The sequence below is a fragment of the Trinickia dinghuensis genome, assembly GCF_003367175.1.
Classification (GTDB): Bacteria; Pseudomonadota; Gammaproteobacteria; order Burkholderiales; family Burkholderiaceae; genus Trinickia; species Trinickia dinghuensis.
This window is the reverse complement of the sequence record NZ_QRGA01000011.1, coordinates 247,752-270,630: the sequence shown is the minus strand read 5'-3', so window position 1 is coordinate 270,630 and position 22,879 is coordinate 247,752. Positions and strand designations below refer to the sequence as shown.

Here is a 22,879-nt window from a genome sequence, read left to right as displayed (position 1 = left end):
GAATAACAACGGACAACCGAGAACCCATGGCCGACCAACACACGCCTGAATCGCAGCCCCCCTTCGAGCCGCAGCCGCGGCCGCGCGCCAGTGGCGCCCCGTCCGAACCGAACTGGGAGCGCGCGGCGCTCGAGCGGATTGCGTTGGCCGCGATCAACGAGCAGAGGGCCGCCCGCCGCTGGAAGATCTTTTTCCGGTTCGCGTTTCTCGCCGCGCTGCTGCTGATCGTCGTGGGCATCTTCAGCGCATCGCACGAAAAGGCGGTGGCGACGGGCCGGCATACGGCGCTCGTTTCGCTCGAGGGCGAAATCGCCTCCGATACCAACGCGAACGCCAAGGATATCGACCGCTCGCTGCGGCGCGCATTCGCCGACACCGATTCGGCCGGCGTCATCCTCTATATCAATAGCCCCGGCGGCTCGCCCGTCCAGGCCGGAATCATCAATTCCGAGATCCACCGGCTGCGCAAGAAGTATCCGGCCAAGCCGCTGTACGTCGTCGTCGGCGACATGTGCGCATCCGGCGGCTATTACGTCGCCGCGGCGGCCGACAAGATCTATGTCGACCGCGCGAGCATCGTCGGCTCGATCGGCGTGCTGATGGACGGCTTCGGGTTCACGGGGCTCATGGACAAACTGGGCATCCAGCGGCGCCTGCATACATCCGGCGTGAACAAGGGCTTCTTCGACCCGTTCTCGCCCGATACGCCCACGATGGACGCCCACGCGCAGGAAATGCTCGACCAGATCCATCAGCAGTTCATCGACGCGGTCAAGCAAGGGCGCGGCAAGCGACTGCACGAGACGCCCGACCTCTTCTCGGGGTTGTTCTGGACCGGAGAGAAGAGCATCGAGCTAGGGCTTGCCGACGGCTACGGCGATACGGGCTACGTGGCGCGCGAAGTCATCAAGGCGCCGGACATCGTCGATTACACCGAGAAGGAAGGGATCACCGATCGCCTGGCGCGCAAGTTCGGTGCGGCGGTCGGCGCGGGCGCCGTTCACGCGCTCGTCCTCGGGGGCTGGAAGATTCAGTGAGTTCAGTGGGCGCGGCGCCGCAGCCTAAAGCGGCATGCGGCGGCGCTCATCCGCGCGCCATCCGCCTCACGCCTCAGTTCGCCAGCAGCAAGAAAATCGCCGGCCGTTTGTGCATGTCGAACGCGCCGGCCTGCTTTTTCCAATCGCTCGCGGCGAGTGTGGCGACGCGCTCCGAGTCGAGCGTCAAATCGACCGCCACCGTAATCAGCGTCGACGGCGCGCAGTTGGCGACGAGCGTGTCGAGCAGTGCCTTGTTCCGATAAGGTGTTTCGATGAAGATCTGCGTTTCGCGCCCCTTGCGCGAGCGTTGCTCGAGTTCGCGCAGCGTCTTGGCGCGCTCGCCGGCGTCGACGGGCAGATAGCCGTGGAAGGCGAAGCGCTGGCCGTCGAGCCCCGACGCCATCAGCGCGAGCAAGATGGAGCTCGGGCCGACGAGCGGCACGACCTTGACCCCGCGCTGATGCGCTCGCCGCACGAGCAGCGCGCCGGGGTCGGCCACGGCCGGGCAGCCCGCTTCCGAAACGAGCCCGCCGTCGGCCCCTGCCAGGATGGGCGCCAGCAGCTTGTCGACCTCGCCGGCCGGCGTGTTCACGTTCAGCTCGCGAATCTCGATTTCCTGGATCGGGCGCGCGACGCCCACGCGCTTGAGAAACGCCCGCGTGCTCTTGGCGTTTTCGCCGACGAAGTAGCCGAGCGTGGCCGTGCGCGCGATGACGCTCGCCGGCAGGACGGTGGCCAGCGCGTCGGCGTCGCCGTCGCCGAGCGCGTTCGGGATTAAATAAAGTACGCCGCTCATCGAACGCCTCCCAGGAGTGGATAGCCTGCCTCGCGCAGCATGCGCGTGAGGGCGATCAGCGGCAGGCCTACGAGTGCGGTCGGATCGTCCGAGTCGATCGATTCCAGCAGGGCGATGCCGAGGCTTTCGGATTTCGCGCTGCCGGCCACGTCGTAGGGCGTTTCGGCGAGCAGGTAGGCTTCGAGTTCGGCGTTCGGCAGATCGCGAAAGCGCACGCGCGTGACGACATCTTCCGTCTGGGCGAACTCGCGCGCACTGTCGAACAGGCACAGCGCGCTGTGGAACTCCACGACGCGACCGCGCATCATGCGCAGTTGTTCGAATGCTTTTTCATGCGAGCCCGGCTTGCCGATTTGCAGGCCGTCGAAGGTCGCGACTTGGTCGGAGCCGATGACGAGCGTGGGTGCGGCATCGGGCCCGGCGGCGGCCTCGCGGGCCGCGACGGCGCGTGCTTTGGCCTGCGCTAGCCGCAGCGCGGTGTCTGCCGGCGCTTCCGCGGCCAGCGGCGTCTCGTCGAGCGCCGGCACGCACACGTCGAACGGGATCCGCAGGCGCTCGAGTAGGGCGCGGCGATAGGGCGAGCTGGAGGCGAGGATCAGCCGGGGTGGCTGGGCGCTGGAGGCGTGTAGGGTCATGGTGAGAAATCGGTCCGATGCGGGGGCGTTGGCGCCGTGCGTCGCGGCCCCGCATCGGATCATTTAAGTGATTGACTGCAAAAGGTAAATCAAATACAATTTCCGGCTTTTCACGGTGTCCAAAGACGTTTCAAGGACGTTTCAAGGACGTTTCAAGCCACGTTTCGGGCGTTTTTCAAAGCGCGTCGAAGTCGAAGCAGATTGAAGTGCGCGGGCGCCGTGGGGCACGAAGTCAAGCAGAAAGCGCAAGCAGACAGCGGGTTCGGCGATACTTATAAAATAAGCAGTCCCTGAACTTAAGCGGTACCTGAGCGGAGCGAGGAGCGAACCATGTCCCAACAATCCGGCAAGACTGGCGGGCTCATCGATCCGCACGCGTTCGATATCTTCGAATTCGCGCGCAGCGGCCGTCAGGCCGCCGGCGCGGTGCGCGTCTCGCAGTTGCCGCGCATGTTAAACGAAGTCCCGGCGGAAGCGCCAGATCGCGATACGCTGTTCACGTGGCAGGCGGAGGGTTCGACGCAGCCCGAGTTGCAGGACGACGGAACGGAAGCGGCGCAGCCGTATCTGCGGCTCGCGCTGCACGGCGCGGCGTGGATCGAATGCCAGCGGTGCCTTTCGCCGTACGAGCAGCCTTTCGACGTCGAGGCCGCTTACCGGCTCGTGGCGACGGAAGCCGAAGCTGAAGAGTTTCCGCTCGACGAAGACGAACTCGATGTGATCGTGGGCTCGCGCCAATTCGATCTCGTCGAGTTGATCGAGGAAGAGCTGCTGCTGTCGCTGCCGCTTGTGCCCAAGCACGACGTTTGCCCGCAGGTGCACGAGAGTCTCGTCTCGGGTGCGGCCGGTGAGCATGCGAGCGATCCGAGCGACGACGAAAGCGAGAGCGAGGATCCGGCGTCCGGTGCCGCCGAACCCGGCGATGCGGGCAAGCCCAATCCCTTCGCCGCGCTCGAGGCGCTCAAGCGCGGTGGCGGCGAGGGCGGCAACAAGCATTGAGCCGTTTTGAGTATGTGAGTATTAGCGCGATGCGGTGCGCCGGCCGTTGGGCCAGTGGCGTTACGCCGATCGGGCTGTGTTAGAATCCCGAAAATTTTTAGGAGTTACCATGGCAGTCCAGCAAAACAAGAAGTCGCCGTCGAAGCGCGGCATGCACCGCTCGCACGATTTCCTGACGACGACTCCCCTCGCGGTCGAGCCGAGCACGGGTGAAGTGCATATGCGTCACCACATCAGCCCGAACGGTTACTACCGCGGCAAGAAAGTCGTCAAGACGAAGAACGACTAATCGCGTCGGCGCGCGGCGGTTGCCGAATCCGGCAGTCCTGTGCGCGGCAGCGGCTTGCCAGACATTTTCCCGGCTCGAGCAAAAAAGGCGGCATTTATCTGCCGCTTTTTTGCGTCGATCAGCGTTAGCGCTTTTGCAACAGGGCGGCGTTGGTGCGTCAGCACTCACTTCATCCCCGGGCAGAGCACTTACTCTGGTCTCATGCTTCGCGGTCGGCCGCAGTGGGTGCGTCCGCCGGCGGGTGGAGTTCGTGCGTTGGAACTGACTCCGGCCCCATGCGGAGCGCTTGCCGCGATCCCATGCATAGCGCCTGAAATTCGTCGCAGTCCATGACCATAAAGCTCACGATAGATTGCATGGGAGGCGACCACGGCCCGTCCGTGACCGTTCCCGCTGCGGTCAGCTTCGTTCGTTCGCATGCCGATGCCGAGTTGATGCTCGTCGGGCTCGAAGCGCCGATTCGTGCTCAACTGAAGAAATGCAAGGCGCTCGATCATCCCGCGCTGACGGTTGTCCCCGCGTCCGAGGTCGTCGCCATGGACGATCCCGTCGAAGTCGCGTTGCGCAAGAAGAAGGATTCGTCGATGCGCGTCGCGCTCAATCTCGTCAAGGACGAGGTGGCGCAAGCGTGCATTTCGGCCGGTAATACGGGCGCGTTGATGGCCGTCTCCCGCTACGTGCTCAAGACGCTCTCCGGCATCGAGCGCCCCGCGATCGCCTCGGCGCTGCCGAATCCGCGCGGTTACACGATGATGCTCGACCTCGGCGCCAACGTCGATTGCGAGCCGCAGCATCTGCTGCAGTTCGCCGAGATGGGGCACGCGCTCGTTTCCGCGCTGGAAGGCAAGGAACGTCCGACGATCGGCCTGCTGAACATCGGCGAAGAGGTCATCAAGGGCAACGAGACGATCAAGCGCGCGGGCGAACTGCTGCGCGCCAGCACGCTGAACTTTCGCGGCAACGTCGAGGGCAACGACATCTACAAAGGCACGGCCGACGTCATCGTGTGCGACGGTTTCGTTGGCAATGTCGCGCTCAAAACGTCGGAAGGATTGGCGCAGATGCTCTCCGAGATCATCCGCGAGGAATTCGGGCGGTCGTTGCTCACGAAACTGATGGCGTTCCTGGCGCTGCCGGTGCTCATGCGCTTCAAGAAGCGCGTCGATCATCGGCAATACAACGGCGCGGCGCTGCTCGGGCTGCGCGGGCTCGTCATCAAGAGCCACGGCTCGGCCGATGCCTATGCGTTTGAGTGGGCCATCAAACGCGGGTATGATGCCGTCAAAAATGGCGTCCTCGAACGCCTGGCGCGAGCGATGCAAGAGAACGCGGATCCGCTCGCGCAAGCAGCGCGCGACGCGGGCGGCGCCGGTCACGCGAATCTCGCCGGCCGTCCGGCCGAGCCCTACGCCGCGGTATCCTCGAAAGCATAAATGGCCCAATCGAACATTTATTCCCGCGTGCTCGGCACCGGCAGCTATTTGCCGCCCGGCCGCGTCACGAATCAAGAGCTCGCGGATCGCCTCGCCAAGCAAGGGGTCGAAACGAGCGACGAGTGGATCGTCGCGCGCACGGGCATCCACGCGCGCCACTTCGCCGAGCCGAACGAGACGACGAGCGATCTCGCGCTCGCCGCCGCGCAGCGCGCCATCGAATCCGCCGGCATCGATCCGCAGACGATCGACCTCATCGTCGTCGCCACGTCCACGCCCGATTTCGTGTTTCCGAGCACGGCTTGCCTGCTGCAAAACAAGCTGCAAATCAAGAACAACGGCGCGGCGTTCGACATTCAGGCCGTCTGCTCGGGCTTCGCCTATGCGGTGGCCACCGTCGATGCATTGATCCGCAGCGGGCAGCACCGCACGGCGCTCGTCGTCGGCGCGGAAACCTTCTCGCGCATTCTCGATTTCAACGACCGCACGACGTGCGTGCTGTTCGGCGACGGCGCCGGCGCCGTGATCATGCAGGCGTCCGACGAACCGGGCGTGCTGGCGAGCGCGCTTCACGCCGACGGCAGCTACGCCAACATTTTGTGCACGCCGGGGCACGTCAACGGCGGCATCGTGGCGGGCAGCGCCTTTCTCCATATGGATGGGCAGGCCGTGTTCAAGCTGGCCGTCAACGTGCTCGAGAAAGTCGCCGTCGAGGCCCTCCAAAAGGCCGATCTGACGCCCGACCAGGTCGATTGGCTGATTCCGCACCAAGCCAATATCCGTATCATGACGCACACCTGCCGCAAGCTGCGCGTGCCGCAAGAACGGATGGTCGTCACCGTGGGCGAGCACGGCAATACCTCGGCGGCGTCGATTCCGCTCGCGCTCGATATCGCCGTGCGCGACGGGCGCATCAAGCGCGGCCAGAACGTGCTCATCGAAGGCGTCGGCGGCGGCTTCACCTGGGGCGCGTCCGTCATCCGGTATTGATCCGCGGCGTGCCCGCGGCAGTGTGGCCGGCCAGTTGAAATTACCGGCCGGCAAGCCCGCGCGCCGCGCACTTCAAGCTTTACATTTGGGGACGATATGAAATTTGCGTTCGTTTTTCCTGGGCAGGGATCGCAAGCGGTCGGCATGCTGAATGCCTTCGCCGATCGCGCGGTCGTCCGTGAAACGCTCCAGGAGGCGTCCGACGCGCTCGGCCAGGATCTCGGCAAGCTGATCGCCGAAGGTCCCGCCGAGGAGCTCAATCTCACGACGAACACGCAGCCCGTCATGCTGACGGCCGCCTACGCGATGTACCGCGCTTATTGCGAAGCCGGCGGCGCCGCGCCCGCGATCGTCGCGGGCCACAGCCTGGGCGAATACACGGCGCTCGTCGCCGCCGGCGCGCTGGCGTTTCGCGATGCCGTGCCGCTCGTGCGCTTTCGCGCGCAGGCAATGCAAACGGCGGTACCCGTGGGCGTCGGCGGCATGGCTGCGATTCTGGGCTTGGACGACGACACCGTCCGCGCGGTGTGCGCCGAGGGCGCGCGCGAAAGCGGCGGCGTGGTCGAGGCCGTCAACTTCAATGCACCGGCGCAAGTCGTGATCGCGGGGCACAAGGCCGCCGTGGAGAAGGCCTGCGAGCTCGCCAAGGCGAAAGGCGCGAAGCGCGCGCTGCCGCTGCCGGTTTCCGCGCCGTTCCATTCGTCGTTGCTTAAGCCGGCCTCCGATCAACTGCGCGAGTACCTGGCAAGCGTCGACATCAAAGTGCCGCAAATTCCCGTCGTCAACAACGTCGACGTGGCCGTGGTGTCCGAGCCGGCCGCGATCAAGGACGCGCTCGTGCGCCAGGCAGCCGGCGCCGTGCGCTGGGTCGAATGCGTGCAGGCGATGGCGAAGGACGGCGTGACGCATGTGATCGAGTGCGGCCCGGGCAAAGTGCTGGCGGGCTTGACCAAGCGGATCGACGGCAGTCTCGTGGGCGCGGCGGTCACCGATCCCGCGTCGCTCGACGAAGTGCTGAAACTCGTCGGCGAATAAATTACGGATCATCCGAACCATCATGGAAAAAGCTCTCGATAAACAAGTGGCGCTCGTGACGGGCGCTTCGCGCGGCATCGGCCGGGCCATCGCGCTCGTGCTGGCCCGGCAGGGCGCGACCGTCATCGGTACGGCGACGAGCGAAGCCGGCGCCGCCGGCATCAGCGAAGCACTCGCGGCCGAGGGCCTGGCCGGGCGCGGCGTCGTGCTCGAGGTCAACGACGCGCAAGCGATCGACACCCTCATCGATTCGCTCGTGAAGGAATTCGGCGCGCTGAACGTGCTCGTCAACAATGCCGGCATCACGCGCGATCAACTCGCGATGCGCATGAAAGACGACGAGTGGGATGCCGTCATCGATACGAATCTGAAGGCCGTGTTCCGTCTCTCGCGCGCTGTGCTGCGCCCGATGATGAAGGCGCGCGGCGGACGCATCATCAACATCACGTCGGTGGTCGGCTCGACCGGCAATCCGGGGCAGCTCAACTACGCGGCGGCGAAGGCCGGCGTGGCCGGCATGACGCGTGCGCTCGCGCGCGAAATCGGCAGCCGCAACATCACCGTCAACTGCGTCGCCCCGGGCTTTATCGATACCGATATGACGAAGGTGCTGCCCGAAGAGCAGCAAGCCGCGCTCAAGACGCAAATCCCGCTCGGCCGGCTCGGCAGCCCCGAAGACATCGGCCATGCCGTCGCGTTCCTTGCTTCGCCGCAAGCCGGCTACATCACCGGCACGACGCTGCACGTGAACGGCGGGATGTTCATGTCGTAACGAATTTCGTTTACTATCCGCGCCGACGGCAGCACAACGCTTCTTGAGCGCGCGCGGAGCCTTGCCTTGAGCTCGCATTTTTGAACAGGCAAACCTGCTAAAATGCGCGCACTTGGATTTTTGAACTTTTTCCCTCGGAGGGGTAATGGACAACATCGAACAGCGCGTCAAGAAGATCGTCGCGGAACAACTGGGCGTCGCCGAAGCTGAAATCAAGAACGAAGCTTCGTTCGTGAACGACCTGGGCGCGGACTCGCTCGACACGGTCGAGCTCGTGATGGCGCTGGAAGACGAGTTCGGCATGGAAATTCCGGACGAGGAAGCCGAGAAGATCACGACGGTCCAGCAAGCGATCGACTACGCGCGCGCAAACGTCAAGGCCTAACGCCTGGCCGCGCTGCACGCTGGCCGCGGTTGACGCGTTTTCACGCCGGATGCCGATGCTGGTGCCGAATTCTTAGCCACAGGGCTCACAGGGGTGGTTTCCTGTGGGCACTGTGGCTTTTGCTTTTGTCATTTATGGAAAAGGGGTTACCGTGAGCCGTCGCCGTGTTGTTGTTACGGGCCTGGGTCTGGTATCGCCTGTCGGCAATAATGTTGCCGACGGCTGGGCCAATCTGATCGCCGGCAAGTCCGGGATCGCGACCATCACGAAGTTCGATGCGACGAACTTCTCGACGCGCTTCGCCGGTGAAGTGAAAGGCTTCAACGTCGAAGACTACATGCCCGCGAAAGAAGCCCGCCATATGGATACGTTCATCCATTACGGCATGGCGGCCGGCATTCAGGCGATGCAGGACAGCGGAATCGAAATCACCGACGCCATCGCCGAACGTTGCGGCGTCCTGGTCGGCTCCGGCATCGGCGGCCTGCCGATGATCGAAAACACGCAGACGGAACTGCTCAATCGCGGTCCGCGGCGCATTTCGCCGTTCTTCGTGCCCGCCTCGATCATCAACATGATTTCGGGTCACTTGTCGATGCGTTTCGGCATGAAAGGCCCGAATCTGGCGATCGTCACGGCCTGTACCACGGGCCTGCACTGCATCGGCGAGGCGTCGCGCCTGATCGAGTACGGCGATGCCGACATGATGCTCGCGGGCGGCGCGGAGGCGACGGTGTCGCCGCTCGGCGTCGGCGGGTTCGCCGCGGCGCGCGCGCTGTCGCAGCGCAACGACGATCCGGCTACGGCCAGCCGTCCCTGGGATACCGATCGCGACGGCTTCGTGCTCGGCGAGGGCGCGGGCGTCATGGTGCTCGAAGAGTACGAGCACGCGAAGGCGCGCGGCGCGAAGATCTACGCCGAAGTGAGCGGCTATGGGATGAGCGCCGATGCCTATCACATGACGGCGCCGCTGGAAGACGGCGACGGCGCGCGCCGCTGCATGGCCGCGGCGCTGCGCAATGCGGGCATCAACGCTGACGCGGTCGACTACGTCAACGCGCACGGCACCTCGACGCCGCTCGGCGATCTCGCGGAAACGACGGGCATCAAGCGCGCGCTCGGCGATCACGCCAAGAAGGTCGTCGTGAACTCGACGAAGTCGATGACGGGTCACTTGCTTGGTGGCTCGGGCGGTCTGGAGTCGGTGTTTACCGTGCTGGCCGTCCATAACCAGGTGTCGCCCCCGACGATCAACATCTTCAATCAAGATCCGCAATGCGATCTCGACTACTGCGCGAACGAAGCGCGGAAGATGAAGATCGACGTCGCGCTGAAGAACTCGTTCGGGTTCGGCGGCACGAACGGCACGCTCGTCTTCAAGCGCGCCTGAGTTCGCGCTCCGGTGACGCAGGCCGGCCTCGACGTCGAACCGGGCGCGCCGCGGCGTGTGACGCTGCGGTGCTCGCGCACGGTGCGCCTCGCCTCGGCGGCGTTCGCGCTCGTGTGCGCGGCGGCGGTGCATGTTTGCGCAACCGCGCACGTGGGCGCGATCGATGCGCTCTGGCTCTCGGGGGCCGCGCTGGCGGCGCTCGGCGTATCGTTCGTGCGCCATGAGCGCGGGCAGCCGGCTTCGATCGAATTGACGCCCGAGGGCGTAGCCGCCTTCGACCGCACGGGGCGCCCGCTGTTTCAGGGGCGCATCGTCGGTTTCGCGCAATGGGCGGAGCGCGTGCTCGTCCTGGCCGTGGCCGGGGGCGGCATGCGCCGCGCCAAAGCATTCGTCGTCGCGGCCGATGCGGTCGACGCCGCAGCCTTTCGGGCGCTGGCGGTGCGCGGCCGGCACGCGACCCATTAGCGCGCGGGTTGCCGGCGGTAGCCATGGCGCCGGCAAGTTCCGTCTGTAACCGAACCTAATCTGTAACGGCCGTAACGGCGGTTACACATGGCGCATGGGGCGATGATAGGGACGCTACAATAGCCGTCCGCTACGCAATCCCTCCAAGTGAACGGACCCCAACTGGTGAGCGAAAAAGAAATCGACCAGGTTCTGGTCGAACGCGTGCAGCAGGGCGACAAGGCCGCGTTCGAACTTCTGGTCTCGAAATACCATCGCAAGATCATTCGCTTGATCTCGCGGCTCGTGCGCGACCCGGCCGAGGTCGAGGACGTCGCGCAAGACGCATTCATCAAGGCTTATCGCGCCCTGCCGCAATTCCGCGGCGAGTCGGCGTTCTATACCTGGCTGTACCGGATCGCCGTCAACACGGCGAAGAACTATCTCGCGACGCAAAGCCGGCGCGCCCCCACGTCGACCGAAGCAAACGCCGAAGAGGCGGAAACTTTCTCGGACGCCGATCAACTAAGGGATATCAACACGCCTGAGTCGTTGTTGATGAGCAAGCAGATCGCCCAGACGGTGAACGCCGCGATGGCGCTGTTGCCGGAAGAGCTCCGCATGGCCATTACGCTTCGCGAGATCGAAGGGTTGAGCTACGAGGAGATCGCCGACATGATGGGGTGTCCCATCGGAACGGTTCGATCGCGTATTTTTCGCGCTCGCGAGGCAATTGCGGCAAAATTGCGTCCGCTGCTGGATACGCCCGAAGGCAAGCGCTGGTAGCGCTTGGGGCAACGACCGTCTGCTGCTCGGCTGGACAGATTAGAACTGGGTCAAGTGGTGTCACTACGGGGTGTTTGTAAGATGGGGAGCGTCATGGGGTCGGTCTCGATGCAATCGCAAGGAAGCTCGCGAGGCGAGCGTTTGTCGGCATTCGTCGACGGGGAGGGGCTCGAGGCCCCGGGCTCGTTCGCCGAATCGTTCGGTAAGGTGCTGGCCGAGTTCGACCATGTCGACCGCACCACCTGGTCGGCCTACCATTTGATCGGCGATGCGCTGCGTTCCGACGATCTAGCCGCCCATCCGGCCAAGAGCCAAGCGTTCCTCGCCGGCTTCGCCGCTCGGCTCGAAGCCGAGCCGCATATCCTCGCTCCGGCTCGAGCCGCGTCGCGCCACGGCGCTTCCGTGCTGCGCCGGCGCGTGGCTCCGGCACTGGCGGTAGCGGCCGCGGCGGCCGTGCTCAGCTGGGTTGTCATCCCGCAGTGGCATGGCTTCGCGTCGCAGGGCGCGGTGCAAACGGCCGCAACGAGTGGCCGTTCCGACGGCATTCAATCGGTCGCGATGACGAACGTGCCGAACGGGCAAGACGGCAACATCATCCGCGATGCCGACCTGGATCAATATTTGGAAGCCCACCAGCAATTCGCGCAGCAATCGATGATGGCGGGCTCGATGCCGCTCATCCGCGCTGCCGTCCAGACTTCGCAAGGCCAATAAACCGATGCGGACATTGCGCTCGATGCGCGTCGCCGCCCCGCGGCAATGGGCGGCGTGGCTGCTGTGCGCGGCCGCGATGTTGTCGGTTTCCTCGCGCGCGGCCTTTGCCGAGGCCGATACCGCCACGGTGCGCCAGCAGGCGGCGGGCTGGCTCGATCGGATCCAAGAGGCGGCGCGGCACGAGAATTACGAAGGCGTGTTCGTCTATCAGCACGGCAATTTCGTGCAGTCTTCGCGGATCGCGCACTACGCCGTGCGCGGCGACGGCGAGTTCGAGTCGCTCGAAAGCCTCGATGGACAGCCGCGCAAGGTGCTGCGCCACGGCGACGATCTCAACACGTTCGTGCCGCAGCGGCGCCTATGCGTCGTCGAAAAACGCCTCAACAAGGATTCGTTCCCCGCGCTGATGAGCGAAAGCGGGGAACAGGTGCTGTCGGTGTACGACCCGAAGATGCTCGGCGCCGATCGTGTGGCCGGACTCGACGCGCAAGTGATCGAACTCGATCCGAAGGATGCGTTCCGCTTCGCCTACAAGCTCTGGGCCGATGCGAAAACGGGGCTGCTGCTGCGCGTGCAGACGCTCGACGCCTCGGGCCAAGTGCTCGCGCAGGTCGCATTTACGCAGGTGCGCGTCGGCGTGCCCGCGGAAAAGGCCGGTATCGCGGCCGGCATGCGCAACACGAGCGGCTGGACGATCGTCCGCCCTCCCGTTTCGCCGGTGGACATGGAATCTCAGGGCTGGCGCATCACGCCTGACGTTGCCGGCTTCCATCCGATCCGCGAACTGCGCCGGCTCATGGCCGCGCGCGATCCCAACGCGCCGCCGATCGGCGTCGATCAGGCCGTGTTTTCCGACGGGCTCTCCACGATCTCGGTATTCGTCGAGCCGGCCGAGGGCAATTCGCGCAAAGAGGGCGCCGGCAGCACGGGCGCCACGCATGTGCTCGTCACGCGTTATCGCGATTATTGGATAACGGTTCTCGGCGAAGTGCCCCAGGCAACGCTTCAGCGCTTCGCGTCTGCCATAGAATACAAAGCTCCCAAGTAACGCTCCGGTTCCCCTTGTTATGACGAATCTCTCGGTGCGCAAATTCCTCGCGGCCGCCGCGGCAATGGCCTGCCTGTCGTTTGCGCCGCTCGCGCAATCGGCCATTCCGGCGTCGAACCTGCCCGATTTCACCGATCTCGTCGACAAGGTCGGGCCGGCCGTCGTCAACATCCGCACCACGACTCGGATCACGAGTTCGGGGGCAGGCTCGGGCGGCCAGCATGGCGCACCGGGCATGGGTGACGGCGATATGTCGGAGTTCTTCCGGCGCTTTTTCGGGATTCCGCTGCCGCAGGCGCCGCACGGAGACGACCGCGGCGATCAGGGCGATCACGGCGGCAGCCCCGATCAGTCCGACAATGGCGACGGCGAAGCGAACAACGGCGTGGGTTCCGGCTTCATCCTTTCGGCCGACGGCTATGTGATGACGAATGCCCACGTGGTGGACGACGCCGACAACATCTACGTCACGCTGACCGATAAGCGCGAGTTCAAGGCCAAGCTGATCGGCGTCGACGATCGGACGGACATCGCCGTCGTCAAAATCGACGCCTCGAGTTTGCCGACCGTCACGATCGGCGATTCGAACAAGGTTCGCGTGGGCGAGTGGGTGGTGGCGATCGGTTCGCCGTTCGGACTCGACAATACGGTGACGGCCGGTATCGTCAGCGCCAAGGGCCGGGAGACGGGCGATTATTTGCCGTTCATCCAGACGGATGCGGCCGTGAACCCGGGCAATTCGGGTGGCCCCCTCATCAACATGCAGGGCGAGGTGATCGGCATCAACTCGCAGATCTACAGCCGCACGGGCGGGTTCATGGGGATCGCGTTCGCGATTCCGATCGACGATGCCATGCGCGTGGCCGATCAACTCGAGACGACCGGCAAGGTCGTGCGCGGCCGTATCGCCGTGTCGATCGGCGAAGTGACGAAAGACGTGGCCGATTCGCTCGGCTTGCCGCATGCGGAAGGCGCGCTCGTGAGCAGCGTCGAGCCTGGTGGTCCGGCCGACAAGGCAGGCTTGCAGCCCGGCGACATCATTCTGAAATTCAACGGCGTCGCCGTCGATACCGATACGGACTTGCCCCGGATGGTCGGCGATACGAAGCCCGGCACGCAAGCGACGGTGACGTACTGGCGCAAGGGGCAGTCGCGCGACGTGCCGATCACGGTCGTTCAGACGCAGCCCGACAAGACTGCCAAGGCCGATGCCCAGCAGGCTCCGCCGCCCAAGCCTCGTCCCTCCAATTCGCTTGGCGTGACCGTGTCGGATTTGTCGGCCGATCAGATCAAGTCGCTCAAGCTGCGCACCGGCGGCGTGCAGGTCGAGGCCGTCGACGGCCCGGCGGCGCGCGTCGGCCTGGCAAAGGGCGACATCATCCTGCGTGTCGGCGATACGGACGTTTCGAGCGCGAAGCAATTCGAGCAACTGACGGCCCATCTCGATCCGAAAAAGATGGTGGCTGTGCTCGTGCGCCGCGGCGAGAACACGCAGTTCGTGCCGATCAAGCCGCGCGGGCAAGGGAAGTGAAAGCCTCGGGCGCACCGCATCTGACGCTTTATTCGCGGGCATGGTGCCATCTGTGCGAGGACATGCACGCCGGCCTCGAGCCGCTGGCCCGTGCGTTCGGCGCGACGATCGAAGTCGTCGACGTCGATACCGATCCCGCGCTCGTTGCGCTGTACGACGAACTCGTGCCGGTGCTCGTCTGCAACGGCGTCGAACTTTGCCGCTATCGGCTGGATGAAGCGCGCGTGCGGGCGGCGTTGGCGTCGCATCTCGCCTAATCCGATGCGGCGCTCGAACACCCGCGCGGCGTGCGATCGCGGCGGCAGACAAGCTCGTACAGCCTCGGGCGGTTCGGTATGCGCGGTATCCGCGAGCGCCCGGCGCCTCGAAATGCCCCGTGAGACGGTCATTTCGGCTAAAATAGGCCGTTTTTTCACGTACTTACAAGGCGTGCTCCGCAGTTGTCCGAGCGCGCCTTTTTCGCTTGATCGGCCCTGAATGGATCACATACGCAACTTCTCGATCATTGCGCACATCGACCATGGCAAGTCGACGCTCGCCGATCGCATCATTCAACTGTGCGGCGGCCTGTCCGACCGCGAAATGGAATCGCAAGTGCTCGACTCGATGGATCTCGAGCGCGAGCGCGGCATCACGATCAAGGCACAAACGGCCGCGCTCCACTATCGGGCGCGCGACGGCAAGCTCTACAACCTGAATCTCATCGATACCCCGGGGCACGTCGACTTCTCGTACGAAGTGAGCCGTTCGCTGTCGGCATGCGAAGGCGCGCTGCTCGTCGTCGACGCGAGCCAGGGCGTCGAGGCGCAGACGGTCGCGAACTGCTACACGGCCATCGAGCTCGGCGTCGAAGTCGTGCCCGTGCTCAACAAGATCGATCTGCCCGCGGCCAATCCCGAAAACGCGATCACCGAAATCGAAGACGTCATCGGCATCGACGCGATGGATGCCGTGCGCTGCAGCGCGAAGACGGGGCTCGGCGTCGAAGACGTCCTCGAATCGCTGATCGCGCAGGTCCCGCCCCCGAAGGGCGACCCGGCCGCGCCGCTGCAGGCGCTCATCATCGATTCGTGGTTCGACAACTACGTCGGCGTGGTCATGCTCGTGCGCATCGTGAACGGCACGCTGCGTCCGAAGGACAAGATCAAGATGATGGCGACGGAGGCGCAATATCCCGTCGAGCACATTGGCGTGTTTACGCCGAAGTCGAAGAATCTCGAGGAACTCTCGGCGGGGCAGGTGGGCTTCATCATCGCCGGCATCAAGGAACTGACGGCGGCGAAGGTGGGCGATACCGTCACGCTCGCCACGAAGCCCGCGCAGGCGCCGCTGCCCGGCTTCAAGGAAGTGAAGCCGCAGGTGTTCGCCGGTCTCTATCCGGTCGAGGCGAATCAGTACGACGCGCTGCGCGAGTCGCTGGAAAAGCTCAAGCTCAACGATGCCTCGCTGCAATACGAGCCCGAAGTCTCGCAGGCGCTCGGCTTCGGTTTCCGCTGCGGCTTCCTCGGCTTGCTGCACATGGAGATCGTGCAGGAGCGGCTGGAGCGCGAATTCGACATGGATCTCATCACCACGGCACCGACCGTGGTCTATGAGGTCGTGCAACGCGACGGTTCGACCATCATGGTCGAGAATCCGGCCAAGATGCCCGATCCGTCGAGGATCGAAGAAATCCGCGAGCCGATCGTCACCGTGAACCTGTACATGCCGCAGGATTACGTGGGCTCGGTCATCACGCTCTGTACGCAAAAGCGCGGCAACCAGATCAACATGCAGTACCACGGCCGTCAGGTGCAGCTCACCTACGAGATCCCGATGGCCGAGATCGTCCTCGACTTCTTCGACCGCCTCAAATCGGTTTCGCGCGGCTACGCGTCCATGGATTACGAGTTCAAGGAATACCGCGCGTCAGACGTCGTCAAGGTCGACATGCTGATCAACGGCGACAAGGTCGATGCGTTGTCGGTGATCGTCCACCGCGCGCAGTCGCAGTACCGCGGCCGCGAAGTCGCGGCGAAGATGCGCGAAATCATTCCGCGCCAGATGTACGACGTCGCGATCCAAGCGGCGATCGGCGCGCACATCATCGCGCGCGAGAACATCAAGGCGCTGCGCAAGAACGTGTTGGCGAAGTGCTACGGGGGCGACATCTCACGTAAAAAGAAACTGTTGGAAAAGCAAAAGGAAGGCAAGAAGCGAATGAAGCAAGTCGGGACCGTCGAGATTCCGCAAGAGGCTTTCCTCGCGATCTTGCGAGTCGAAGACAAATAACAGGACCTCTCTTACATGGACTTTGCGCTGATTCTTTTTGTGCTCGTCATCTTGACGGGCATCGCGTGGGTTGCCGATAAACTCGTATTTTTGCCGCATCGCCGGCGCGCAGCCGATGCCGCGGTGGCCGACTTCGATCAGCAGCAGGCGCGCATCGGGGAGCGCTTCGCCGACGAAAACGCACCGCAAACGCGCGCCCGCCTGCGCGACGAGAAACTGCGCCAGCCCTGGTGGCTCGAGTACACGGCCAGCTTCTTCCCGGTCATCCTGATCGTGTTTCTCGTGCGATCGTTCGTGGTCGAGCCGTTCAAGATTCCCTCGGGTTCGATGGTCCCGACGCTGGTCGTCGGCGATTTCATCCTCGTGAACAAGTTCGAATACGGGCTGCGCTTGCCGATCATCAACACGAAGATCACGGCGGGCTCGCCGCTCAAGCGCGGTGACGTCGTCGTGTTCCGCTATCCGAAGGATGAATCGGTCGACTACATCAAGCGCGTGATCGGCTTGCCCGGCGACACCATCGCCTATGAGAACAAGCACCTCACGATCAACGGCCAGCCGATCGCCGAAACGCCGATGCCCGACTACTTCGACGAAGAGCGCATCGGCTACGCGAAGCAGTTCGAGGAACATCTGCTCGGGCGCGACCATGGGATCTTGAACAATCCCGCCGTGCCGCCGTTCGTCATCGGCGCCGAAGACTACCCCTTTCGCGACAACTGCTCGTACAACAGCGAGGGCGTCGTCTGCAAGGTGCCGGCCGGCCATTACTTCATGATGGGCGACAATCGCGACAACAGTGCCGACAGCCGCTACTGGGGCTTCGTGCCCGATGCCAACGTCGTCGGCCGCGCGTTCTTCGTTTGGATGAACTTCAGCAATCTGAAACGCATCGGCACGTTCAACTGATCGTGCTGCTCGCCGCGCGCGTGCTAGGGCCGCGCCGCTTGCCGCGGCGTGGTCAGGGCCCACTCGGTTTGCCGCGTTTTTCGCGCCTCGCCCCGTAGGACCGTCGGGCGAGGCGCGCGCGTTATACTCTGCACATGCCGCTATCTCCGCTGGAAAGCCGGTTGCGCTACGAATTTCGCAATGCGGAATTGTTGCGCCAGGCGTTAACTCATCGCAGTCACAGTGCCTCGCACAATGAACGGCTCGAATTTTTGGGCGATTCCGTTCTAAATTGCGCGGTGGCCGCGCTTTTGTATCAGCGATTCGGCAAATTGGACGAAGGCGATCTGTCGCGCGTACGCGCCAACCTCGTCAAACAACAGTCGCTCTACGAAATTGCTCAGGCCCTAAATATTTCGGAAAGCCTGCGGCTCGGCGAGGGCGAACTGCGCAGCGGCGGGTTCCGGCGGCCGTCGATCCTGGCCGACGCATTCGAGGCCATTCTCGGCGCCATCTTCCTAGACGGCGGTTTCGACGCGGCTCAGACGGTCATCAAGCGCCTGTACGTGCCGATCCTCGATCACATCGATCCGCGCACGCTCGGCAAGGATTCCAAGACGCTGCTGCAGGAATATCTGCAGGGCCACAAGATCGCGTTGCCCACGTACACGGTCGTCGCCACGCACGGCGCCGCTCACAACCAGCAGTTCGAAGTCGAATGCTCGGTGCCCAAACTCGACGTCAAGGTGTCGGGCTCCGGGGCGAGCCGGCGCGCGGCCGAACAGGCGGCGGCCAAGAAGGCGCTCGAAGAAGTCATCGCGGTGCAGCCCGCGCTCGAAGTCAAATCGAAGCGTTCGCGCGGAGCGCGTGCCGCCAAACACGGCGAACCCGAGGTCGTGCCCGGCGTGAAGGGCATTCAGGCGGCGCTCGATTTGCGTTCACCCGAACGCCGTGGCGAGAAGAGCGCGCGGGGCGAGGCCGCGAAGGCGGCCGGCGCGGGCGAAGGTTCGGAGCGGGCGGTGGCGAGTCCGAGCGCCGGTGCCAGCGCTAGTGCGAGCGCGCCGCCGGCAATGATTCGTGCCGCGCATGTCGAACACAAAGCGCCGGCGCGTACGCCGGAGACACCCGCCAAGGGGGATGCCGGCACCGGCAAGCCGGAGGCCGCGACACCGGCCAAGCCCGAATCCGCGGGTCCGGCGAAGGCCGACGAGCAGCCGAACGCCAACGGCAACACACCCGGCGGCGAGGCCGAACTCGTCTCGGATATCGCCGGCACGGCGCGTCCGCGCGCGCCCGAGCCTGACCATTCATGATCTCATTCGCGTTCGCGGCGCCTCTCATGGGCCGCATCGCCCCTTTCCGAATCGCCTGTTCCGCATGACCGATACCCCCACTCCCTCCGGCTTTCGCTGCGGCATGGTCGCCATCGTCGGCCGGCCGAACGTCGGCAAATCGACGTTGATGAACGCGCTCGTCGGCCAAAAAATCAGCATCACATCGCGCAAGGCGCAAACGACGCGCCATCGCATCACGGGTATCCATACGTTCGACGATGCGCAGTTCATCTTCGTCGATACCCCCGGTTTTCAGACTCAGCACAGCGGCGCGCTCAATCGTTCGCTGAACCGGGCCGTCACTTCGACGCTAACCTCCGTCGATGCCGTGCTGTTCGTGATCGAAGCGGGCCGGTTCGGTCCCGACGATCAAAAGGTGCTCGATCTGATTCCGCCGTCCGCGCCGACGCTGCTCGTCGCGAACAAGCTCGATCGGGTCAACGACAAAAAGACGCTCTATCCGTTCTTTCAAAAGATGAGTGCGCTGCGCGAATTCAAGGAAATCGTGCCGCTGTCGGCGAAGCACGTCGACGACGTCAAGCGTCTGCTCGATACGGTCAAGCCTTATCTGCCCGAAGGCACGCCGATGTACGGCGAGGACGATCTGACCGATCGCAGCGAGCGTTTTCTCGCCGCCGAGATCTTGCGCGAGAAGGTGTTCCGCTGGACGGGAGACGAGCTGCCGTACACGAGCACCGTCCTGATCGAAAAGTTCGAAACGGAAGGGCGCCTGCGCCGCGTCTTCGCGACGATCCTCGTCGATCGCGATGCGCACAAGGCGATGATCATCGGCCACAAGGGCGCCAAGCTCAAACAGATCAGCACCGAGGCGCGGCTCGACATGGAGAAGCTCTTCGACGGTCCCGTTTATCTCGAGACCTTCATCAAGGTGAAGAGCGGTTGGGCCGACAACGAAGCCGGGCTGCGTGCCTATGGGTACGAATGAGGAAGGGCTTCCGGCGGCCGCCGCGCGTCGTGCGCCGCGCGAGCCGTCGCATCGCATCGCCGAGCAGCCGGCATTCGTCCTGCACAGCTATCCGTATCGCGAGACGAGTCTCATCATCGATGTCTTTTCGCGCGACCACGGCCGCCTAGCGCTCGTCGCGAAGGGGGCGAAGCGCCCTCACTCGGCGCTGCGCGGCGTGCTGCAGACGTTTCAGCCGCTCGCGATGTCGTGGTCGGGCAAATCGGAGATGCGTACGTTGACGGGCGCGGAGTGGGTCGGCGGCATGCTGCCTTTGACCGGCGACGCGCTGCTGTGCGGCTTTTACGTCAACGAACTGCTCGTCAAGTTCTGCGCGCGCGAGGATCCGCATCCGCCGCTGTTTCACCACTACGTCGTCACGCTGACGCGGCTCGCGCACGATGAACCGCCCGTGCAGGTGCTGCGCTCGTTCGAGCGCGTGCTGCTGCGCGAGACCGGCTACGCGATGGCGCTCGACCGAACCGTCGCGCGCAAGGCCGTGATGCCCGAAGGCCGCTACGTCTTCGATCCCGAGCGCGGCGTGCGCGAGCAAGCGAGCGAGCAGCCCGCGCATTGGCCGGTCGTTTCGGGACAAACGTTGCTCGATATGGAGCGCGACGATTACCATCGTGCCCAGACCGTCGCGCAAAGCAAGACGCTGATGCGCTTTCTGCTCAACACTTATCTTGGCGGTACGCCGCTCGCGACCCGCCAGATTCTTCTCGATCTGCAGAACTTATGAGCTTCTTTCTGACGTCGCCGAGCGCCATCGAACTCGGTGTCAACATCGATCACGTCGCCACGCTGCGCAACGCGCGCGGCACGCACTATCCCGATCCGATCCGCGCCGCGCTGCAGGCGGAGGCGGCCGGCGCCGACGCCATCACGCTGCATCTGCGCGAGGATCGCCGCCATATCGTCGATGCCGACGTGCGCGCACTGCGCCCACGGTTGGCCACGCGGATGAACCTCGAGTGCGCGGTCACGCAGGAGATGCTCGACATCGCTTGCGACGTGCGTCCGCACGACGTCTGCCTCGTGCCGGAAAAACGCGAGGAGCTGACGACGGAAGGCGGTCTCGATGTCACCGGCCGCTTCGAGGCCGTGCGTGCCGCGTGCAAGCAGCTGGCCGAGGCGGGTTCGCGCGTCTCGCTGTTCATCGACCCGGACGACGCGCAGATTCGCGCGGCGCACGAAGCCGGTGCGCCCGTCATCGAACTGCATACGGGGCGCTATGCCGACGCGCACGACCAAGCCGAACAGCAGCGCGAGTTCGAGCGCATCGTGCACGGCGTCGCGCTGGGCGCCTCGCTCGGGTTGAAGGTCAATGCCGGGCACGGCCTGCACTATACGAACGTGCAGCCGATCGCGGCGATCGAGGGCATCGTCGAGCTGAACATCGGCCATGCCATCGTCGCGCACGCGATTTTCGCGGGCTGGGACAACGCGGTGCGCGAGATGAAGGCCATCATGGTGGCCGCGCGTCTCGCGGCGGCGCGCTGATCGTTGCGTCTTTCCCTACGCGCATATCCCCTATGGCCATCTACGGTATCGGCACGGACGTCATCCAAGTGAGCCGCGTGGCGGCGGTGATGGCGCGCACGAACGGGCGCTTCGCCGAGAAGGTGCTCGGCCCCGACGAACTGCGCGTCTATCACGCGCGCAAGGCCCGCTCCGAGGTGCGCGGCCTCGCGTTTCTCGCGACGCGTTTTTCGGCGAAGGAGGCTTTCTCCAAGGCGATCGGGCTCGGCATGCGCTGGCCGATGACCTGGCGCGCGCTGCAGACGTTGAACGAGGCCAGCGGCAAGCCCATCGTCAAGGCGTCGGGCGAGCTGGCCGATTGGCTTGCCGCGCGCGGGATCACGGCGCGCGTGACCGTCAGCGACGAGCGCGACTATGCCGTGGCGTTCGTCATTGCCGAATCGGACATGGCGGCACCCGCGGCCTGAGCGGAAACGTGCGCCCGCCGCCCAATCCGGCTGCTATTTTCCTTTCTCCGACATGCTCCTCGAATCGATGAAAAATCCTCCCGGCCCAGTGATGCTCGACGTCAAGGGTCAAGTCCTCACCGACGGCGACGTGCGGCGCCTCGCCCATCCGATGACGGGTGGCGTCATTCTGTTCGCGCGTCACTACGAGAACCGCGGGCAGCTGATTGCGTTGACCGAAGCGATCCGCGACGTGCGTGAAGACCTGTTGATTGCCGTCGACCACGAGGGCGGACGCGTCCAGCGTTTTCGCACCGATGGTTTCACGGTGCTGCCCGCGATGCGGCGCTTGGGCGAACTGTGGGACCGCGATGTGCTGCAGGCGACGAAAGTGGCGACGGCGGCTGGCTATGTGCTCGCCGCCGAGCTGCGCGCGAGCGGCATCGACATGAGCTTCACGCCGGTGCTCGATCTCGATTACGGCCGTTCGACGGTGATCGGCGATCGCTCGTTCCATCGCGATCCGCGCGTGGTCACGTTGCTGGCGAAGAGCCTGAACCATGGGCTTGCGTTGGCCGGCATGGGCAACTGCGGCAAGCACTTTCCGGGGCACGGCTTCGCCGCGGCCGACTCGCACGTCGCGTTGCCCACGGACGAGCGCTCGCTCGACGAGATCCTGAACGACGATGCCGCGCCTTACGATTGGCTCGGCATGGCGCTGGCCTCGGTCATCCCGGCGCACGTGATCTACTCGAAGGTGGACGACAAGCCTGCGGGGTTCTCGCGCATCTGGCTACAAGACATCCTGCGCGATCGGCTCGGTTTCAAGGGGGCGATTTTCAGCGACGATTTGTCGATGGAGGCGGCCCGCGCCGGCGGCACGCTGACGCAGGCGGCCCAAGCGGCGCTCGAGGCCGGCTGCGACATGGTGCTGGTCTGCAACGTCCCGGAAGCCGCCGAGACCGTCCTCAACGAGTTGAGGTACGCGCCTTCGAAAGAGAGCGAGCGGCGCCTGAGGCAACTGCGCGGCCGCGGTAAGGCGCCGAGCTGGCGCAAGCTCATCGAGCGGCCCGCGTATCTCGACGCGAAGGCGCTGCTTGCGAGCGCCTTCGGCTAAGGGCTAAGGCCGACACAGACAGGTAAAAGCGAGAGGCACGAAAAGGGGCGCCGGCCGAGCGCGGTTCGATCGCCGCGCCGCGCCCGGTTATTG

At 64.7% G+C, this 22,879-nt stretch carries 25 protein-coding genes; 23 read left to right on the top strand and 2 right to left on the bottom strand.

Going from position 1 to position 22,879, the window contains the following annotated elements; genetic code table 11:
• The first annotated feature begins 26 nt into the window (after positions 1-26).
• On the top strand, positions 27-1,037 hold the full coding sequence (locus DWV00_RS20885; RefSeq protein WP_115535502.1) for a S49 family peptidase: 1,011 nt from the start codon (positions 27-29) through the stop codon (positions 1,035-1,037).
• Between the two features lie 73 nt (positions 1,038-1,110).
• On the opposite strand, the gene DWV00_RS20880 is transcribed toward DWV00_RS20885, so the two are convergent.
• Together DWV00_RS20880 and DWV00_RS20875 are read right to left on the bottom strand one after the other, a co-directional pair.
• Positions 1,111-1,833, bottom strand: coding sequence for an SAM-dependent methyltransferase (locus tag DWV00_RS20880; protein WP_115535501.1), 723 nt, complete (start codon positions 1,831-1,833; stop codon positions 1,111-1,113).
• Positions 1,830-2,468 carry a Maf-like protein gene (locus tag DWV00_RS20875; protein WP_115535576.1) on the bottom strand — a complete coding sequence of 213 codons (639 nt, stop codon included), beginning with the start codon at positions 2,466-2,468 and terminating at the stop codon, positions 1,830-1,832. The genes DWV00_RS20880 and DWV00_RS20875 overlap by 4 nt, the downstream gene beginning before the upstream one ends.
• 330 nt (positions 2,469-2,798) lie before the next feature.
• On the opposite strand from DWV00_RS20875, the gene DWV00_RS20870 reads away from it, so the two are divergent.
• From DWV00_RS20870 to nagZ, 22 genes are all read left to right on the top strand, one after another.
• Entirely contained in the window at positions 2,799-3,467 is a 669-nt protein-coding gene (locus DWV00_RS20870; protein WP_115535500.1) for a DUF177 domain-containing protein, read from the top strand.
• A gap of 109 nt (positions 3,468-3,576) precedes the next feature.
• Positions 3,577-3,756 (top strand): 50S ribosomal protein L32, encoded by a 180-nt coding sequence (rpmF, locus tag DWV00_RS20865; RefSeq protein ID WP_010105341.1) that lies wholly within the window; start codon positions 3,577-3,579, stop codon positions 3,754-3,756.
• Positions 3,757-4,085: 329 nt separating this feature from the next.
• Positions 4,086-5,189 (top strand): phosphate acyltransferase PlsX, encoded by a 1,104-nt coding sequence (gene plsX / locus DWV00_RS20860; protein ID WP_115535499.1) that lies wholly within the window; start codon positions 4,086-4,088, stop codon positions 5,187-5,189.
• Positions 5,190-6,179: a beta-ketoacyl-ACP synthase III gene (locus DWV00_RS20855; RefSeq protein ID WP_115535498.1), complete on the top strand. Its 990-nt coding sequence runs from the start codon at positions 5,190-5,192 to the stop codon at positions 6,177-6,179.
• Between the two features lie 96 nt (positions 6,180-6,275).
• Complete coding sequence (gene fabD / locus DWV00_RS20850; RefSeq protein ID WP_115535497.1) at positions 6,276-7,214, top strand: ACP S-malonyltransferase; 939 nt, start codon at positions 6,276-6,278, stop codon at positions 7,212-7,214.
• Between the two features lie 22 nt (positions 7,215-7,236).
• Positions 7,237-7,986: a 3-oxoacyl-ACP reductase FabG gene (fabG, locus tag DWV00_RS20845; protein ID WP_115535496.1), complete on the top strand. Its 750-nt coding sequence runs from the start codon at positions 7,237-7,239 to the stop codon at positions 7,984-7,986.
• A gap of 145 nt (positions 7,987-8,131) precedes the next feature.
• Positions 8,132-8,371 (top strand): acyl carrier protein, encoded by a 240-nt coding sequence (acpP, locus tag DWV00_RS20840; protein WP_004197638.1) that lies wholly within the window; start codon positions 8,132-8,134, stop codon positions 8,369-8,371.
• A gap of 151 nt (positions 8,372-8,522) precedes the next feature.
• On the top strand, positions 8,523-9,761 hold the full coding sequence (gene fabF / locus DWV00_RS20835) for a beta-ketoacyl-ACP synthase II (RefSeq protein WP_115535495.1): 1,239 nt from the start codon (positions 8,523-8,525) through the stop codon (positions 9,759-9,761).
• 12 nt (positions 9,762-9,773) lie between these two features.
• Positions 9,774-10,226: a protein YgfX gene (locus DWV00_RS20830; RefSeq protein WP_115535494.1), complete on the top strand. Its 453-nt coding sequence runs from the start codon at positions 9,774-9,776 to the stop codon at positions 10,224-10,226.
• Between the two features lie 165 nt (positions 10,227-10,391).
• Positions 10,392-10,991 (top strand): RNA polymerase sigma factor RpoE, encoded by a 600-nt coding sequence (rpoE, locus tag DWV00_RS20825; protein WP_115535493.1) that lies wholly within the window; start codon positions 10,392-10,394, stop codon positions 10,989-10,991.
• Between the two features lie 93 nt (positions 10,992-11,084).
• The gene (locus DWV00_RS20820; protein ID WP_115535575.1) at positions 11,085-11,705 is read left to right on the top strand and encodes a sigma-E factor negative regulatory protein; all 621 of its coding nucleotides are present in this window, start codon (positions 11,085-11,087) and stop codon (positions 11,703-11,705) included.
• 4 nt (positions 11,706-11,709) lie between these two features.
• Positions 11,710-12,753 carry a MucB/RseB C-terminal domain-containing protein gene (locus tag DWV00_RS20815; protein ID WP_115535492.1) on the top strand — a complete coding sequence of 348 codons (1,044 nt, stop codon included), beginning with the start codon at positions 11,710-11,712 and terminating at the stop codon, positions 12,751-12,753.
• Positions 12,754-12,772: 19 nt separating this feature from the next.
• On the top strand, positions 12,773-14,284 hold the full coding sequence (locus DWV00_RS20810; RefSeq protein ID WP_115535491.1) for a DegQ family serine endoprotease: 1,512 nt from the start codon (positions 12,773-12,775) through the stop codon (positions 14,282-14,284).
• Complete coding sequence (locus DWV00_RS20805) at positions 14,281-14,541, top strand: glutaredoxin family protein (protein ID WP_115535490.1); 261 nt, start codon at positions 14,281-14,283, stop codon at positions 14,539-14,541. The genes DWV00_RS20810 and DWV00_RS20805 overlap by 4 nt, the downstream gene beginning before the upstream one ends.
• Positions 14,542-14,761: 220 nt before the next feature.
• The gene (lepA, locus tag DWV00_RS20800) at positions 14,762-16,555 is read left to right on the top strand and encodes a translation elongation factor 4 (protein WP_115535489.1); all 1,794 of its coding nucleotides are present in this window, start codon (positions 14,762-14,764) and stop codon (positions 16,553-16,555) included.
• Between the two features lie 15 nt (positions 16,556-16,570).
• Positions 16,571-17,464 (top strand): signal peptidase I, encoded by an 894-nt coding sequence (lepB, locus tag DWV00_RS20795; protein ID WP_115535488.1) that lies wholly within the window; start codon positions 16,571-16,573, stop codon positions 17,462-17,464.
• 134 nt (positions 17,465-17,598) lie between these two features.
• A complete protein-coding gene (gene rnc / locus DWV00_RS20790) occupies positions 17,599-18,756 on the top strand; it encodes a ribonuclease III (protein ID WP_115535487.1) in 1,158 nt (385 codons plus the stop codon).
• Between the two features lie 103 nt (positions 18,757-18,859).
• Positions 18,860-19,723, top strand: a complete 864-nt coding sequence (gene era, locus DWV00_RS20785) for a GTPase Era (RefSeq protein ID WP_115535486.1) — start codon at positions 18,860-18,862, stop codon at positions 19,721-19,723.
• A complete protein-coding gene (gene recO, locus DWV00_RS20780; RefSeq protein WP_425452809.1) occupies positions 19,710-20,483 on the top strand; it encodes a DNA repair protein RecO in 774 nt (257 codons plus the stop codon). The genes era and recO overlap by 14 nt, the downstream gene beginning before the upstream one ends.
• Entirely contained in the window at positions 20,480-21,244 is a 765-nt protein-coding gene (gene pdxJ, locus DWV00_RS20775) for a pyridoxine 5'-phosphate synthase (RefSeq protein WP_115535485.1), read from the top strand. The genes recO and pdxJ overlap by 4 nt, the downstream gene beginning before the upstream one ends.
• A 32-nt stretch (positions 21,245-21,276) precedes the next feature.
• Positions 21,277-21,690, top strand: a complete 414-nt coding sequence (acpS, locus tag DWV00_RS20770; RefSeq protein WP_115535484.1) for a holo-ACP synthase — start codon at positions 21,277-21,279, stop codon at positions 21,688-21,690.
• Between the two features lie 67 nt (positions 21,691-21,757).
• Positions 21,758-22,786, top strand: coding sequence for a beta-N-acetylhexosaminidase (nagZ, locus tag DWV00_RS20765; protein WP_115535574.1), 1,029 nt, complete (start codon positions 21,758-21,760; stop codon positions 22,784-22,786).
• Positions 22,787-22,879 lie beyond the last annotated feature (93 nt).